Below are 15,140 nucleotides of genomic sequence, written 5' to 3'. Positions count from 1 at the left end.
TAGTCGCATGGCCGGCCCGGACTAGCAATTCGTCGCGTCCTGTGGCTATTGCCCCGCGGGATGGGGGAACCTAATGTCCTTCAGGATCGTTGCGGGAACGAGGTAACGCGTGGGGAACGTCGTATCACTCCAGAAACCGCCGGAATCCGAAGCCGGCATTGAACGACTCGTTGGACTTGTGTCCGGCGATATGGCCCGGGTCAACGAAATGATCCTGTCCCGGACGGGATCGGACGTGCAGCTGATCCCGGAGGTCGCCGCGCATCTGATCGAGTCCGGGGGCAAGCGGCTTCGGCCGATGCTGACGCTGGCCGGCGCCCAGATGTTCGGCTACGACGGCGAAGGGCACATCAAGCTGGCGGCCAGTGTCGAGTTCATGCACACCGCCACGCTGCTGCACGACGACGTCGTGGACGAAAGCGACATGCGGCGCGGCAAGGCCGCGGCCCGCATGGTGTGGGGCAACGAGGCGAGCGTCCTCGTCGGCGACTTCCTGCTCGGCCAGGCCTTCAAGATGATGGTCGAGGTCGGATCTCTTCCCGCGCTGGACGTTCTGTCGGACGCGGCGGCGGTGATCGCCGAGGGCGAGGTGATGCAGCTCGTCACCGCCCAGAACACGACGACCAACGAGGACGAATATCTCGCCGTCATCCGGGCGAAGACCGCCGCCCTGTTCGCGGCGGCCTGCGAGGTCGGTGCGATCGTGGCCGGCCGCGGCTCCGGCGAGCGCGGGGCCCTGCGCTCCTACGGCACCAATCTCGGCCTCGCCTTCCAGCTCGTCGACGACGCGCTCGACTATTCGGGCGCGCAGGCGAACCTGGGCAAACGGGTCGGCGACGACTTCCGCGACGGCAAGATCACCCTGCCCGTGCTGCTCGCCTACCGGCGCGGCGACGACGACGAGCGGTCGTTCTGGAAGCGCTGCCTCAACGACCGGCAGGCCAGCGAGTCCGATCTCGAACGGGCCATCGCGCTGATGGCGACCCACCGGGCGCTCGACGACACCATTTCCCGGGCCCGGCACTACGGCGCCATGGCGCGCGATGCGTTGGAGATCTTCCCGAAGAGCGACTATCGGCAGGCGCTGACCGACGTCGTCGATTTCTGCGTCAGCCGGACGTACTAGCCGGCCCGGCAGGCCCGCCAGCGCCCGTTATCGCCGTGACGGCCCACCAGTCCGGCCGGGCGGCGCGAATTGCCGCCGCGGCGGCACGCGCGGCGGCGTCGTCGCGATAAATGCCGAAACAGGTGGCACCCGAGCCCGACATCCGCGCGAGCAAGCAGCTCTGGCTGGCACGCAGCGCGTTCAGCACCGCATCGATGACCGGAGCGATCCGGATAGCCGGGCCTTCGAGATCGTTGGCCGTATCCCCGAGCCACGTGAGCGCGGAGTCCAGATCGGATACGCAGGACGGATCGGGCAGATCGCCCGAAAATCGATCGTTACAGCCGGCGAACACCTCGGCCGTCGAGACGGCGAAACCCGGGTTGACCAGAACGAGATGGAGCGCCGGGAAGCCGCGCAACGGCGCGATATCCTCGCCGATGCCGGTTGCCCGAAGCGGCCGGCTCGTCAGACACATGGGGATGTCGGCGCCAAGCCGGACGCCGAGACCGGCGAGGTCCTCCCTGGCCCAGTCGAGGCGCCACAGGCGGTTCAGCCCGCGCAGCGCGGCCGCGGCGTCGGCCGATCCCCCACCAATACCGGAGGCGACCGGCAGATGCTTTTCGAGGCGCAATCGCGCGCCCGGCACCGGCGTCGTTTCGGACGCGGCGTCGCGCAGCATCGTCGCCGCGCGCACAACGAGATTGTCCGCAGGGTCAGACAGATCGCCGGCAAAAGGGCCGGACACGTCGAGTGACACCTCGGCCGCGGGCTCGAGCGACAGCCGGTCGCCGATATCGGCGAACACCGCAAGCGTGTCAATGACGTGATAGCCGTCGCGCCTTCGGCCGGTCACCGCGAGCGCGAGGTTGACCTTGGCGGGAGCGTGCTCGGTAATCGCGTTCGCCACCGGAACGGAACGCTCGGCCTCAGCCGTCGTTGCGGCGAAGCTCGATCGCTGCCCGGTCCGGTTTATCGACAAGGCCGCTTTCCAGCTTCTCGAGGATCTTGGCCAGATCGTCCGGCTCGGGATCGAGATCCCTGGCATGACTCCACTGGAACGTCGCCTCGCGCTTGCGGCCGACCTTCCAGTAGGCGTCACCGAGATGATCGTTGATGATCGGGTCCTCGGGCTTCAGCTCGACGGCCCGCTCCAGCTCGCGCACGGCGTCCTCGTACTGGCCGAGCCGGTAGTAGGCCCAGCCGAGGCTGTCGACGATGTAGCCGTCGTTGGGACGCAGCTCGACGGCGCGTGAAATCATGTCGAGCGCGTCGTCGAGATACAGGCCCTGGTCGACCCAGGAATAGCCGAGATAGTTCAGGACATGCGGCTGCTCGGGATTGAGCTCCAGCGCCTTCTGCAGGTCCAGCTCGGCCAGCGGCCAGCGCTTGGCGCGCTCGTAGCACATGCCGCGGAAGTAGAAGAGCGCCCAGTCGCGCGGTTCGGCCGCGCCGATGCGGTCGATGGCCCGCGTGTAGACATCGGCGGCCTCGGAAAACCGCTCGCGCCCGCGCAGGATATTGCCGAGCGCGATGATCGCCTCGACGTCCTCGGGATACGCGACGATGACCTCGTCGAGGACGGCGATCGCCTCGTCGGTGCGATCCAGGTCGTCGAGATTGAGGGCACGATGGATGTTGGCGTTGGCGCGCAGCGGCGACCCCTCGGGGATCGACGCATAGACGTCGATCGCCTTCGGCGAATCGCCGACCTTCTCGTAGTAGTCGGCCAGCGACAGGGTCGCCAGCGGCTTCAGCGGCGCCAGATAGAGGCCGAGCCGCAGATAGACGGCGGCGTATTCCTCGCCATTCTCGCTGCCAAGCGCCGAGCCGATACCGTACAGCACCTCGGCGGCGCCTTCCTGCGCGGTCTTGACGATGGGCGCCGGCACACGGCCCGCCTCGATGTCCGCGCGGGCGGCCTCGATCAGCGGATGATTGGGAACCACGCTCTCGAACTTCGCCAGAACCTCGAGCGCCTCCTCTGTCCGGCCTACCTTGGCAAGATGGCGGGACCAGGCCTGGGTGATGCGGATCGCATCGGTATCGGCGGAATAGGCCTCCTCGAAATAGGCGCCGGAGGCATTCTCGTCACCGCCGACCGAGGCCACCAGACCGGAGTGGTAGGGCTTGAAAACCTCGTACCATTCGGGCCCCGACAGCGAGGCGATGGTGTCGAGCGCCTGCTCGATATCGCCCAGTCCCGCCTCGCTCCAGGCGCGCAGGAGCGCCACGGTCAGTTCGGCGAGCGGACCGTTGCCGGCCTGATCGAGATGGCGCTGGGCCACCGCGTACTGGCGGCCGCGCAGCGCCTCGACGGCCAGCGCCAGCTGCGCCACCCGGTGGGTCGGGTCGAGCTTGACGATATGGGCCGCGGTCGCCATCGCGTGCTCGAAGTCGCCGTCCACAAGCGACAGAGCGAAACTGCGGTCGAGCAGCGCCAGGTTGTCGGGATCGGCCTCCAGGGCGAGGCTGAAGAAACGGGCGGCGGAGGCGGAATCGCGCATGCCGCCGGCTATCCGGCCGGCCAGATAGCTGCCGGCCAGCGAATGCACCTCGATGTCGTCGACCTTCGACTCGGCGCGTGAAGGCGTCGACGCGAGTGCCGGCACGAGGAAGGCGAGCGCGGCGAAAACCGCGCCAACCCGCGAACGCCGGACATTCCTCGTCCGGCGCGGTACGTGGAAGCCGTTGACAATCAAATCGGTCAGCCCCTTAGGCGTTAGCGGCCGTGCGCTTGTCGGTCGCCTTTTCGTCTTTCATAAAATGATGGACGAATTGGGGCGTCCCGGCAACCATACTTAACGACGAGAATACTTAACAACGAGGTCGCGCCGCCTGATTGCCGGGCAGACCCGCTACATGTTCGGATAGTTCGGCCCGCCGCCGCCCTCGGGCACGGTCCAGTTGATATTGGCGTTCGGGTCCTTGATATCGCAGGTCTTGCAGTGGACGCAGTTCTGCGCGTTGATCTGGAAGCGCGGCGCGTCCTCGCCCTCCTCCACCCATTCGTACACACCCGCAGGGCAGTAGCGATAGGAGGGCCCGGCATAGACGTCGTGCTCGCTCGACTTCTGCAGCGCCATGTCGCCCACCCTGAGGTGGATCGGCTGGTCCTCTTCGTGATTGGTGTTCGACAGGAACACCGAGGACAGGCGGTCGAACGAGATTTTTCCGTCCGGCTTGGGATAGTCGATCTTCGGGCACTCGGCGGCGGGCTTGAGCGTCGCCGAATCCGGCTTGCCGTGGCCCAGCGTGCCGAACAGCGAGAAGCCGAAGGTGTTGGTCCACATGTCGAGGCCGCCGAGCGCGATGCCGCCGTAGAGGCCGAGTTTCGACCACAACGGCTTGACGTTGCGCACCTTTTTCAGGTCCGCGCCGATCTCGGACGCGCGCAGCGCCGCGTCGAATTTCGTCAGCTCGTCGTTGGCCCGGCCGGCGGCAAGTGCCGTCTGGACGTGCTCGGCCGCCATCATGCCCGACAGGATGGCGTTGTGAGAGCCCTTGATGCGCGGCACGTTGACGAGACCGGCCGCGCATCCCAACAGCAGACCGCCCGGGAAGGCGAGCTTGGGAAGCGACTGGAAACCGCCCTCGGTGATGGCACGGGCACCGTACGAGAGCCGCTTGCCGCCCTCGAAGGTGTCGACCACGGCGGGATGCCGCTTGAAGCGCTGGAACTCCTCGAACGGCGACAGCCAGGGATTCTCGTAGTTGAGGTGGACGACGAAGCCGACCGCGACCTGATTGTCCTCGAGGTGATAGAGGAACGAGCCGCCCCCGGTTTTCGAATCCAGCGGCCAGCCGAAGGAATGCTGGACGAGGCCCGGCTTGTGCTTTTCAGGCGCAACTTCCCAGAGTTCCTTGAGGCCGATGCCGAATTTCGGCGGCTGGGCGTCGCGGTCGAGGTCGAACTTGGAAATCAGCATCTTGGCGAGCGAGCCCCGCGCGCCCTCGCCGATCAGCACGTACTTGCCCATAAGCGCCATGCCGCGCATGAAGCCGTCCTTGGGCTTGCCGTCGCGGCCCACGCCCATGTCGCCGGTGGCGACGCCGATGACCCTGCCATCGTCGTCGTAGAGCACCTCGGCAGCGGCGAAGCCCGGATAGATCTCGACGCCGAGCTCCTCGGCCTTGGTCGACAGCCAGCGGCAGACGTTGCCAAGCGAGACGATGTAGTTGCCGTGATTGTTCATCAGCGGCGGCATCATGAAGTTGGGCAGGCGAATCGAACCGGAATGGCCGAGGAACAGGAAGCGGTCCTCGGTGACCTTGGTCTTGATCGGGGTATCCTCGTCGCGCCAGCCGGGAAGCAGCCGGTCGATACCCACGGGATCGATCACCGCGCCGGAGAGGATATGAGCGCCGACCTCCGAGCCCTTCTCGAGCACGACCACGGAAATGTCGCCGCCGGCCTCGGCGGCGAGCTGTTTCAGCCGGATCGCCGCGGCCAGGCCAGCAGGGCCGGCGCCGACGATAACGACATCGAATTCCATGGACTCCCGTTCGGGTAGGGTCTCGTTCTCTTCAGCCATATTTCTCCTCCGCAAACGCGGGACTATGTGCAAACCGGCGGCACTATGGCCTAAAATGCCCCTGCGCACTACCGGAGTGGAAAAACACCGTGAGCGAACGGGAAAAACTGAACGACGAGGCTTCGCGGGCGGCCGCGCGGTCCCTGCTTGCCTGGCAGGCGGAGGCCGGCGCAGACGAGGCGATCGGCAACCATCCGGTCAACCGGATGGCGGCGAAGGAGCCGGGCCCCGGGGAGTCTGTGGCGAAGCAGTCGGGAGCGGGCGAACCCGGTCCCGACGCGGGTGCGCGCGGCCAGTCCCCCCGTGCCGGCGCGACGGCGGCCCGGACCGAGGTCGCCGCCCCCGATCCGGTGATGGCGGCGCGGACGAAGGCGCGCGAGGCGCGCACGCTGGTTGACCTGCTTCACATCCTCGAGGGCTTCGAGGGCTGCCCGCTGCGCTTCACCGCCAAGAACCTGTGCTTCGCCGACGGCAATCCGGAGGCGCGCGTCATGTTCATCGGCGAGGCTCCGGGCGCCGACGAGGACATCCAGGGCAAGCCCTTCGTCGGCCGGGCCGGAAAGCTGCTCGACAAGATGCTGACCGCGATCGGGCTCGACCGCTCGTCGGCCTACATCACCAATGTGGTCTACTGGCGCCCGCCGGGAAACCGCACGCCAACGCCCCAGGAAACGCAGATCTGCCGGCCGTTCATCGACCGGCAGATCGAACTCGCCGATCCGGACATCGTCGTGTTCCTGGGCGGCGCGGCGGCAAAGGAGATGCTGAACCGGTCGGAAGGCATCCTGAAGCTGCGCGGCAAGTGGTTCGACTTCGATACGGGCAAGCGCACGATCAAGGCGATCGCGACGCTTCATCCGGCCTATCTGCTACGCCAGCCGGCGCAGAAGCGGCTCGCCTGGCGCGACTTCCTGGCGATCAGGAAGGCCCTCGACACGTAGGCCCTCGACACGCAGGCCGGCGCCCTTTCCTCCAGGCGGAGCCGGCCTATCTTCCCTTGCCGGAAGGGACGCGTCGGGAGATGACCATGAACCGAAGAACCTTTCTGGCCACGATGACCGGTCTGGCCGCCGTGACGGGCGCCGGTCCGGCGCTCTATCCAGCTTCGGCCCTGGCCCACCACGGCTGGGGCTGGGCGACCGGCGAGGAATTCGAGCTGACCGGCACGATCACGTCGGTGAAGCTCGGCAATCCGCACGGCGAGATGACGGTCGACGCCAAAGGCGCGTTCGAGGGCGAGGAATGGGTCGTCGAGATCGGCCAGCCATGGCGCAACGATCGCGCGGGCCTGACCGAGGCGATGCTTGCGCCCGGCACCGAGGTCACCGCCCACGGGCACCGGTCCGCCGATCCCGACGCCAGGCTGATGAAGGCGGAATGGCTGACGATCGCCGGGGTCAGGCACGACCTGTATCCGGATCGGGATTCGTAGCGCCGGACAGGCGGCAATTGGCATGTTCGAGGCGCTGGCGGGACTGGAACGACTGCCGCTGGCAGTAACGCTGAAGAATTCGGTCTGGCTCTATCCGCTGGTCAATACCGCGCATATCGCCGGCATCGCCCTCCTGTTCGGGGCGATCGTCCCCTACGACCTCAGACTGCTGGGACTTTGGCACCGCATCGATCGGAAGACGCTGGCCGGCGTGTTGCTGCCGATGGCGGCCGTCGGGCTGATCTTCGCGGTCACGGCGGGGGCGCTGCTGTTCATCACCCGCGCGGGCGACTATCTCGCGTCCCCCTTCTTCGGCGCCAAGATGGCGGTTCTGGCGCTGGCCCTGGCCGTGGCGGGGATCGCTCTGGGTCTCGACCGCGGGGCGCCCGACGGCACCATACCCGGCGCCGTCAGGCTGTGCGCCGCCGCGTCCATTCCGCTGTGGCTGAGCGTCATCACGCTGGGGCGGCTGATCGGCTATTTCTGAGGGCCCCAGACGGCTATAGTCCCGACCATGATCGACACGCCCGCCCGCCAGTTCATCCCGCTGTCCATCGCTGTCCTGACGGTTTCAGACACGCGGACGCTCGACGACGACAAGTCCGGCCAGACGCTTGCCGACCGGCTGACGAAGGCCGGCCACAGGCTCGCCGACCGGGCGATCGTCACCGACGACATCGAGACAATCCGCGCCAAGGTGAGATGCTGGATCGACGACGACACCATCGACGTGGTGCTGACGACCGGCGGCACCGGGTTCACCGGGCGCGACGTGACGCCTGAGGCGGTGGAGCCATTGTTCGAGAAGCGCATGGACGGCTTCGGCCAGGTCTTCCAGATGATCTCGTTCCAGAAGATCGGCACCTCGACGATCCAGAGCCGCGCGACCGGCGGCGTCGCCAACGCCACCTATGTCTTCTGCCTGCCGGGCTCTCCCGGCGCCTGCAAGGACGCCTGGGACGGCATCCTGGAGCAACAGCTCGACTACCGGCACATGCCGTGCAACTTCGTCGAGATCCTGCCGCGCCTAGACGAGCACCTGCGGCGTACGAAGGGCTGACGCCGCCTACTCGCTCTCGTCGCCGATGGTGGCGAGCGAGCTGCGGGTCCAGGGCTGCTTGCGCCTGAGGAAATCGTGCAGCGTCTTGCCGGGCTCGTTGCCGAAGCGATCGGCGCTGACGGAAAAGTCCTCGATACGATCGAGCCGGAAGGTGCGGAAATCGGTGCGCAGCTCGCACCAGGCCGCCAGCAGCCAGATCGGTCCGAAATAGGCGAGCGACAAAGGCCGAACGGTGCGTTCCGACGCCTTGCCGACCACATCCGTATAGCGGAAATGCACCTTCAGGCGATGACGCACGGCGTGCCGCATCTCGGCGAGGTCGAAAGTGACCGGCTCCATGAAATGCTGGGACGGTGCGAGCAGCGCCGTGTTGGCCATGTGGTCGCGCAGCCGGTCCGGGATCACCGCCTCGACCTTGGCGATGACGTCGGTGGCGGCCTTGGCGAGCTCGCGGTCGCCCCATGATTCGACGATGCGGGCGCCCAGAACCAGCGCCTCGATCTCCTGCTCCTTGAACATGAGCGGCGGCAGGTCGAACCCGGCGCGCAGGACGTAGCCGACACCGGCCTCGCCCTCGATCGGCACGCCGCTGGCCATCAGATCGCGGATATCGCGATAGATCGTGCGCTCCGACACCTCCAGCGCCTCGCTCAGATCGCGGGCACGCGTCGTGCCCGACGCGTTGCGGCGCATGAACTGGATGATTTCGAACAGGCGATCGGCCCGGCGCATCAGCGCCCTCCCCTTCCGCGACACCCCACCAGACAGGGACACCCCACCAGACAGGGACACCCCACCCGAAGGGGACACCCCATCAGGCAGGCGCGGCGGACCCTACGCTAGCACTCCTGACAGCACGGTGTCAGGAGCCTGTCAGTGCTCCTGACAGAATGCTGTCAGGGGGCCTCACGCATTGTGCTTTCCAACGCGAACACGCGCTGCCCGGCAGACCGGATTTCCGATCGGACCACCGGGTCGCCGCTCACGGAAAACATAAGGAGAGCCACTATGTTGAACTATCCCGTCATCCCCCTGTCGCAGCGTCAGGCCGCCATGCCCGTCTCGACCAGTATCGTATCGGCCTTCGCACGGGGCCTGCGGATGCTGGCACGCGGATACTGGCGGTGGCGGACCAGCCGCGAGCTGCACGCCCTGGACGACCGGACCCTGAAGGACATCGGTCTCAGCCGCAGCGAAATCGGGTATGTCGCGACCACGCATGCCGGCGAACGGATGCGGCTCCTGAACGGCGATCGATTCCATTTCGAGCGGTAGGATGCCGCACCGCCAAAAACGAGAGGGGCCCGTTTCGCAACGGGCCCCTTCTCCGCGTTACTGCTGCTTTCTGCCGTCAGCCGGCAGCGCGCCTACGAAAGGGCGAGACGTTGTTGTGCACCAGCTTCACCGGCGGCGTCTCGGCCTCGCGCTCGCCGGCCAGATCAGCAAGTGTCGCCCGATTGCGCCCGTTGTTCTTGGATTGATAGAGCGCCCTGTCGGCGGAAAGCAGCAGGGACTCAAGGTCCGCCGCGTGGTGGGGATAAACGGAGATGCCCGCCGAGATCGTGACCGGCTCGAGCTGAAGCCCGCGGTAGGTGATTCCGCGCGTTTCCACCTCGTGCAGGATCGACTGTACGCGGGTGACCGCGACCTCGGTCGGCATCCCCGGGTAGACGAGCGCGAATTCCTCGCCACCGAGCCGACAGGCGATGTCCTCGCCGCGGGTGCGGTTCTTGAGTATCTCGGCGACGGTCTTGAGCACCGCGTCGCCGGCATCGTGGCCGTGCGTGTCGTTGTATTTCTTGAAGTGGTCGATATCGATCGCCACGTAGGTCAGCGGCTCCTCGGAGCGGATCACCCGCTTGAGTTCGCGGCTCAGGGTTTCCTGCAGGTAGCGCCGGTTGAAAAGGCCGGTCAGCGGATCGCGGATCGCCTGGTGCTGCAGTGATTCGCGGAGCCGGATATTGGCCAACGCCATCGCCAGCGTTTCCGAGAAGTTCATGTAGAACAGCATCCTGGCGTGCGAGGACAGGTTCTTGTTGATCCTCGCCATATCGCCGCCCGGCTGGGCCCGGAAGTAGAGGATGCCGAGGGCTTCGCCCTGGGCCATCAGCGGCAGGCACAGATGCCACGCGCCGTCCTCGACGTGGGTGTGGGAGCAGGCGACCAGATTGTCCTTGTGATCGACCAGGTGGGGACGGCCGCACCGCAGCGCCCAGCAATCGTCGGGGGCGAACATCTGATCGCTCGACTCCATCGCGCCCCACGTCATGACGTTTTCCAGGTAATCGCCCGCGGCGTTGGCCAAGTAGAGGCCGCCTGAGAGGTTCGGCGAGATCGCCTGCAACCGGCTGCGGGCAACCCTGCAAACCTCATCGAGAGACTTGCAGGCCTGAAAAAGCTTCGTCACCTCGCCCAGTACAACGTCGTCGCTGCGGCTCTTTCCGAGCTGCGACAGCCACGACTGCGGCAGAGCCGATCGGGACCTGCGGGACCCGTTCGCGCCAAAGGCGCCCAGCAGCTTCGTGTACGAACCCTTCATGGCAGTATGACCCGTAACGCCCTTGCCAAAGTAACCTGCGCTCGAGGTCGGCGAAGACGCCACCAATCCCTGCGCGGTTCCCAAATTGACCCACGATTCGTCTAGGAAACACCAATGGAGACACATAAAATTTACTCCATTTTTCGCGGCATTTATCCCGGATTTAGGAGAAATCCGGCGCTTGTGCCGGGGTTTCCTTGCATAGCCTCGATTCTGAACCGCACGGGGCTCGCCCAACCGCGCCACGGGACGATCGTTTGCCGCCTATAAATTTCACGATGCCGTGAAATCACCGCCTATCGGGAAGAAGCCGGCGCCTCGCGCGTTATGTAGACCGAGGGCCTCGTGACGCGGGGCGCCAGCAGGGGAGGACTTCTTTTCATGACACGTCGTTTCAGCATGACCCGACGCAACGCCTTGCTCGCCACGGCGGGCGCGGCGATCGCACCCGCATTCGCCGGCGGCCTCGCGGCCCCGGCACGCGCGGACGCGCCGATGATGGGATCGTCGTTGCCCGAGGTGTACCGCTTCAAGCTCGGGGATTTCGAGATCACCACCATCGCCGACGGCGCGATCCAGCTGGACGGGCCGCACCCGATGTTCGGCAACGACCAGGCGCCGGAGGCCGTGCAGGCCATTGCCGAGGACAATTTCCTGCCGCCGAACCGGATGGAAATGTCGTTCACGCCGGTCGTCGTCAACACCGGCAACGATCTGGTGATGTTCGATTCCGGCAACGGCGCGCGCCGGCGGCCGAACGCGGGCAAGCTCGCCTCGATGCTGTCGGCGGCCGGCTATTCGCCCGACCAGATCGACATCGTGGTCCTGACCCATTTCCATCCCGACCACATCGGCGGGCTGATGGAAGACGGAAAGCCGCTGTTCGCCAACGCGCGCTACGTGATACCGGAGACCGAATACGCCTTCTGGACATCGCCGGACCGGATGGGAACGCCAGTCGAGGGCGTGGCGAAGCTGACGGCGGCGAACGTGGTGCCGCACGCGGAGAAGGCCACCTTCGTCAAGGACGGCGCGGACGTCATCACCGGCATCCGCGCGGTTGGCGCGCCAGGCCATACGCCGGGCCACACCGCCTACATGATCGAGAGCGCCGGCAAGCCGTTCCTGTTGTGGGGCGACGTCACCAACCATTACATCGTGTCGCTGCAGCGGCCGGACTGGCACGTCTCCTTCGACATCGACAAGGACCAGGCGGTGAAGACGCGCAAGGCGGTCCTCGACATGGCGGCGACCGACAGGATTCCGGTTACCGGCTATCACATGCCGTTTCCCGCCGTCGGCTATGTCGAAAAGGTCGGCGACGGCTACCGCTGGGTGCCGGTGAGCTACCAGCTGCGCCTGTAGGCGCGACTATCGCGACTATACAGAGCGGGGCGGCCTAGAGCGGGTCGCCCCGTCGCCATTTCCGCCAGTCCCCGACATCGTCGACATCCGACAGCGTCGCGGCGAAGCCGACCGACAGGCCGCCACAGTTTCGAAGCGTGTCCTTCAGCGCGTGCCTCGTCGACCAGCGCACGGCGTCGAAAAGGCGCGGCACGCGCGGCCGGCGCCTCATGCCCGCGAGCCAGTAGCCCCCGTCCGTCGCCGGCCCGAACACCACGTCGTGTCGCCCCAAACTGTGGAATGCATCGGCGACATGCGCCGGTTCGATGCCGGGAATGTCGCTGCCGACGATGATCGCCGGTCCCGGCGGCAGGCGGTCCATGACGCCCTGCATGCGGACTCCGAGGTCTCCTCCGCCCTGGCCGATTACCGGCACGCCGCGCGGCCAGACGGGATCGCCTGCCGCGCTGTCGGGGGAAACGGCGAGCACGGTCGTCCAGCGCCGGTCGCGACCGAGCCGGCGGATCAGGCGTTGCAGCGTGACGCGATAGAATCGGGTCGCCTCGACCGCGCCGACATCGCGCGCCAGGCGCGACTTCACGCGGCCGGCGCGCGGCTGTTTCGCCATCACCACGAGCCAGCGGTTCACGGGGATCAGCCGTAGACGCGCGCGATGAGGCGCGGCGGCACGCGCAGGAAGAACAAGGTGAGGCAGCCGGCATTGCGGGCCATGCGGCGCAGATAACCCTCGCGGCGGTAGCGCGCGGCGCTGGTGACGGCGCGGGCGCGCAGATAGACGAGGCCCCGCCTGCCGATGCGGCGCACCAGATCGACGTCCTCCATCAGCGGAATCGACTTGAAGCCGCCGAGCCGTTCGTAGTGGCGGCGCGAGATCAGCAGGCCCTGGTCGCCATAGGGCAACGCGAACAGGGCGCAGCGGACCCGCACGATCGCCTCCAGCAGGCGCGCCGAAAAGCCGTAATCGTCCAGCACGAACCCGAACACGGCGGCGCGACGGTCGGCCTCGTTCCTGGATTCGAGCCGCTCGATGAAGCTCGCCGCCTCCCGGTGCCAACCCTCGTCGAGCCTGGTGTCGGAATGCAGGAACAGAATCCAGGGCTGGCGGGCGGCCCTCGCCCCCTCGGCGAGCTGGCTGCCGCGGCCGCGCGGCGCGGAGACGATGTCGCAGCCCAGCTCGTCGGCGATCGCGAGCGTATCGTCGCGCGATCCGCCGTCCGAAACCACCACCTGCGAGACGACGCCGGCCACGGCCGCGGGAATCAGCGTCGCCAGCGTGCCGACGAGGGTGCGCTCGGACTCCAGGGTGGGGATCACGACCGTGAGCATTACGGCGGTTTATATCGCGGCGCGCGGCCGCGCCATCCGGGATCACGGAAATTTGGGCTAAAGCCGCCCTATGTTCTTGTTATGTTCCTGCTCCTGATCTATTGTTCGGGTCATGGCAGAGCGATTCCCCATTGCTGAACGGGTCGAGGCCGGACCGGCGGAACCCGGTCTGGCAGGAACCGGGCCGGCCGACCACAGGCCTGGCGGTCTCGGCGACGGCATCGCCGAGACGCGGCGGCGGGGGCGCGGCGCCGGCTCGAACCTGTCCGGCCGCTACGAGTCGCTGGCGCGGTCGATCTTCGACGACGGCTGGGGCTCGCTCGACGAGTTGCCGCCCTTCGCGACGACGGTGACGATCGAGAAGCCAAAGCGCATCATCACCCGCAACGACTCGCCGGATGTGAATTTCGACCGCTCGATCAATCCCTATCGCGGCTGCGAACACGGCTGCGCCTACTGCTACGCGCGGCCGACGCACGCCTATATGGGGCTGTCGCCGGGGCTCGACTTCGAATCGAAGCTGTTCGCCAAGCCGAACGCGGCCGAGCTGCTGGAAAAGGAGCTCGCCAACCCGAACTATGCGCCGGCCATGATCGCGCTGGGGACGAACACCGACCCGTATCAGCCGATCGAGCGGCAGCAGCGCATCACCCGGCGGGTCCTCGAAGTGCTCGACCGCTACAATCATCCGGTCGGCATCGTCACCAAGTCCGCGCTGGTAACCCGCGACATCGACATCCTGTCGCGCTTGGCCGAGCGCGGCCTCGTCAAGGTGGCGCTGTCGGTGACAAGCCTCGACCGCAAGCTGTCGCGGGCGCTGGAGCCGCGCGCTTCGACGCCGTCGCGCCGGCTGGAGGCGCTGATGCGGCTTGCCGAGGCGGGCATCCCGACCGCCGTCCTGGTCGCCCCGGTCATTCCCGCCCTCAACGATTCGGAGATCGAGTCGATCCTGGCGGCCGCGGCGGCGGCCGGCGTCACGGAAGCGGGCTACATCCTGCTGCGGCTGCCGCTGGAAGTGCGCGACCTGTTCGTCGAATGGCTTCAAAACAACGCGCCGGACCGGGCCGCCCGCGTCATGTCGCTCGTTTCCCAGACGCGCGACGGCAAGCACAACCAGTCGGAGTTCGGCAAGCGGATGACCGGCTCGGGCCCGCTCGCCTGGACCATCGGGCGACGCTTCGAACTTGCCGCGGACCGCAACAAGCTCAACCGCGCCAAATTCAAGCTGCGCACCGATCTGTTCGAGCGCCCGCTCGCGGCGGGCGACCAGATGAGCCTGTTCTAGAAAACCAGACATTGAGGAGAAGCCCCTTGGACCAGCGCATCAGCGTGATCACTCTCGGCGTCGCGGACGTACAGGCGGCCGCGGAATTCTATGAACGGCTCGGCTGGACGCGGTCCTCGCAGAGCCTGGACGCGGTCGCCTTTTTCGATGCCGGCGGCATGGTGTTCGCCCTCTACGGCACCGCGGCGCTTGCCGAGGATGCCGGGCTGTCGGCGGAAGGACACGGGTTTCGCCGCGTCACCCTGGCGCAGAACCTCGCCTCCACGGACGCCGTCGATGCCCTGCTGAAAGAGGCGGAAGCCGCCGGGGCGCGGCTGATCAAGCCGGCCGCCGAGACCTTCTGGGGCGGCTATTCCGGCTATTTCGCCGATCCCGACGGCCATCTCTGGGAGATCTCCTACAACCCGTTCTGGCCGCTCGACCAGGACGGACGGGTACAGCTTCCGGGCTGAGACCCGCCTTTACCGGTTTCCTTGCAGGTCGTGGCCGCCCT

General features: G+C 66.9%; 16 protein-coding genes. 9 read left to right on the top strand and 7 right to left on the bottom strand.

Going from position 1 to position 15,140, the window contains the following annotated elements; translation table 11 throughout:
* Positions 1–109 precede the first annotated feature (109 nt).
* On the top strand, positions 110–1,126 hold the full coding sequence (locus ACSF9G_RS15310; protein WP_436642954.1) for a polyprenyl synthetase family protein: 1,017 nt from the start codon (positions 110–112) through the stop codon (positions 1,124–1,126).
* Here the strand turns inward: ACSF9G_RS15310 and ACSF9G_RS15305 are convergent.
* The 3 genes from ACSF9G_RS15305 to ACSF9G_RS15295 all read right to left on the bottom strand — a co-directional run bounded on the left by ACSF9G_RS15305 (position 1,110) and on the right by ACSF9G_RS15295 (position 5,640).
* On the bottom strand, positions 1,110–2,087 hold the full coding sequence (locus tag ACSF9G_RS15305) for a 4-(cytidine 5'-diphospho)-2-C-methyl-D-erythritol kinase (protein ID WP_436642953.1): 978 nt from the start codon (positions 2,085–2,087) through the stop codon (positions 1,110–1,112). The two genes, ACSF9G_RS15310 and ACSF9G_RS15305, sit on opposite strands and share 17 nt — an antisense overlap.
* Complete coding sequence (locus tag ACSF9G_RS15300; RefSeq protein WP_436642952.1) at positions 2,035–3,807, bottom strand: tetratricopeptide repeat protein; 1,773 nt, start codon at positions 3,805–3,807, stop codon at positions 2,035–2,037. The genes ACSF9G_RS15305 and ACSF9G_RS15300 overlap by 53 nt, the downstream gene beginning before the upstream one ends.
* A gap of 156 nt (positions 3,808–3,963) precedes the next feature.
* Positions 3,964–5,640, bottom strand: coding sequence for an electron transfer flavoprotein-ubiquinone oxidoreductase (locus ACSF9G_RS15295; RefSeq protein ID WP_436642951.1), 1,677 nt, complete (start codon positions 5,638–5,640; stop codon positions 3,964–3,966).
* Between the two features lie 89 nt (positions 5,641–5,729).
* Here ACSF9G_RS15295 and ACSF9G_RS15290 point away from each other — a divergent pair, with 89 nt between their 5' ends.
* The 4 genes from ACSF9G_RS15290 to moaB all read left to right on the top strand — a co-directional run bounded on the left by ACSF9G_RS15290 (position 5,730) and on the right by moaB (position 8,132).
* Positions 5,730–6,581, top strand: a complete 852-nt coding sequence (locus tag ACSF9G_RS15290) for a uracil-DNA glycosylase (RefSeq protein WP_436642950.1) — start codon at positions 5,730–5,732, stop codon at positions 6,579–6,581.
* A gap of 86 nt (positions 6,582–6,667) precedes the next feature.
* Positions 6,668–7,072, top strand: a complete 405-nt coding sequence (locus tag ACSF9G_RS15285) for a DUF6152 family protein (RefSeq protein ID WP_436642949.1) — start codon at positions 6,668–6,670, stop codon at positions 7,070–7,072.
* A 22-nt stretch (positions 7,073–7,094) separates the two neighbouring features.
* Complete coding sequence (locus ACSF9G_RS15280) at positions 7,095–7,559, top strand: DUF2214 domain-containing protein (protein WP_436642948.1); 465 nt, start codon at positions 7,095–7,097, stop codon at positions 7,557–7,559.
* Between the two features lie 27 nt (positions 7,560–7,586).
* Positions 7,587–8,132 (top strand): molybdenum cofactor biosynthesis protein B, encoded by a 546-nt coding sequence (gene moaB / locus ACSF9G_RS15275; RefSeq protein ID WP_436642947.1) that lies wholly within the window; start codon positions 7,587–7,589, stop codon positions 8,130–8,132.
* Positions 8,133–8,138: 6 nt separating this feature from the next.
* On the opposite strand, the gene ACSF9G_RS15270 is transcribed toward moaB, so the two are convergent.
* Complete coding sequence (locus tag ACSF9G_RS15270) at positions 8,139–8,864, bottom strand: helix-turn-helix transcriptional regulator (RefSeq protein WP_436642946.1); 726 nt, start codon at positions 8,862–8,864, stop codon at positions 8,139–8,141.
* Between the two features lie 276 nt (positions 8,865–9,140).
* Here ACSF9G_RS15270 and ACSF9G_RS15265 point away from each other — a divergent pair, with 276 nt between their 5' ends.
* Positions 9,141–9,407, top strand: a complete 267-nt coding sequence (locus ACSF9G_RS15265) for a DUF1127 domain-containing protein (RefSeq protein WP_436642945.1) — start codon at positions 9,141–9,143, stop codon at positions 9,405–9,407.
* A gap of 76 nt (positions 9,408–9,483) precedes the next feature.
* Here the strand turns inward: ACSF9G_RS15265 and ACSF9G_RS15260 are convergent, their stop codons facing one another.
* Complete coding sequence (locus ACSF9G_RS15260) at positions 9,484–10,671, bottom strand: sensor domain-containing diguanylate cyclase (protein ID WP_436642944.1); 1,188 nt, start codon at positions 10,669–10,671, stop codon at positions 9,484–9,486.
* Between the two features lie 381 nt (positions 10,672–11,052).
* Here ACSF9G_RS15260 and ACSF9G_RS15255 point away from each other — a divergent pair, with 381 nt between their 5' ends.
* On the top strand, positions 11,053–12,036 hold the full coding sequence (locus ACSF9G_RS15255; RefSeq protein ID WP_436642943.1) for an MBL fold metallo-hydrolase: 984 nt from the start codon (positions 11,053–11,055) through the stop codon (positions 12,034–12,036).
* A gap of 34 nt (positions 12,037–12,070) precedes the next feature.
* Here ACSF9G_RS15255 and ACSF9G_RS15250 read toward each other — a convergent pair whose 3' ends face one another.
* Positions 12,071–12,664: a TIGR04282 family arsenosugar biosynthesis glycosyltransferase gene (locus tag ACSF9G_RS15250; RefSeq protein WP_436642942.1), complete on the bottom strand. Its 594-nt coding sequence runs from the start codon at positions 12,662–12,664 to the stop codon at positions 12,071–12,073.
* 5 nt (positions 12,665–12,669) lie between these two features.
* Positions 12,670–13,362: a TIGR04283 family arsenosugar biosynthesis glycosyltransferase gene (locus ACSF9G_RS15245; protein WP_436642941.1), complete on the bottom strand. Its 693-nt coding sequence runs from the start codon at positions 13,360–13,362 to the stop codon at positions 12,670–12,672.
* 112 nt (positions 13,363–13,474) lie between these two features.
* Here ACSF9G_RS15245 and ACSF9G_RS15240 point away from each other — a divergent pair, with 112 nt between their 5' ends.
* On the top strand, positions 13,475–14,647 hold the full coding sequence (locus tag ACSF9G_RS15240) for a PA0069 family radical SAM protein (protein ID WP_436642940.1): 1,173 nt from the start codon (positions 13,475–13,477) through the stop codon (positions 14,645–14,647).
* A gap of 26 nt (positions 14,648–14,673) precedes the next feature.
* Positions 14,674–15,099 (top strand): VOC family protein, encoded by a 426-nt coding sequence (locus ACSF9G_RS15235; protein WP_436642939.1) that lies wholly within the window; start codon positions 14,674–14,676, stop codon positions 15,097–15,099.
* Positions 15,100–15,140: the final 41 nt, after the last annotated feature.

Origin of the sequence: Microbaculum mangrovi (assembly GCF_051390635.1) — a bacterium.
Lineage (GTDB): Bacteria > Pseudomonadota > Alphaproteobacteria > Rhizobiales > Tepidamorphaceae > Microbaculum.
This window is presented reverse-complemented; position numbering and strand designations above follow the sequence as displayed.

Excerpts from the sequence above, each read along its gene's own strand:
- ACSF9G_RS15295 (WP_436642951.1), bottom strand. The coding sequence starts at position 5,640 with ATGGCTGAAGAGAACGAGACCCTACCCGAACGGGAGTCCATGGAATTC.
- ACSF9G_RS15285 (WP_436642949.1), top strand. The coding sequence starts at position 6,668 with ATGAACCGAAGAACCTTTCTGGCCACGATGACCGGTCTGGCCGCCGTG.
- ACSF9G_RS15280 (WP_436642948.1), top strand. The coding sequence starts at position 7,095 with ATGTTCGAGGCGCTGGCGGGACTGGAACGACTGCCGCTGGCAGTAACG.
- moaB (WP_436642947.1), top strand. The coding sequence starts at position 7,587 with ATGATCGACACGCCCGCCCGCCAGTTCATCCCGCTGTCCATCGCTGTC.
- ACSF9G_RS15270 (WP_436642946.1), bottom strand. The coding sequence starts at position 8,864 with ATGCGCCGGGCCGATCGCCTGTTCGAAATCATCCAGTTCATGCGCCGC.
- ACSF9G_RS15265 (WP_436642945.1), top strand. The coding sequence starts at position 9,141 with ATGTTGAACTATCCCGTCATCCCCCTGTCGCAGCGTCAGGCCGCCATG.
- ACSF9G_RS15260 (WP_436642944.1), bottom strand. The coding sequence starts at position 10,671 with ATGAAGGGTTCGTACACGAAGCTGCTGGGCGCCTTTGGCGCGAACGGG.
- ACSF9G_RS15255 (WP_436642943.1), top strand. The coding sequence starts at position 11,053 with ATGACACGTCGTTTCAGCATGACCCGACGCAACGCCTTGCTCGCCACG.
- ACSF9G_RS15245 (WP_436642941.1), bottom strand. The coding sequence starts at position 13,362 with ATGCTCACGGTCGTGATCCCCACCCTGGAGTCCGAGCGCACCCTCGTC.
- ACSF9G_RS15240 (WP_436642940.1), top strand. The coding sequence starts at position 13,475 with ATGGCAGAGCGATTCCCCATTGCTGAACGGGTCGAGGCCGGACCGGCG.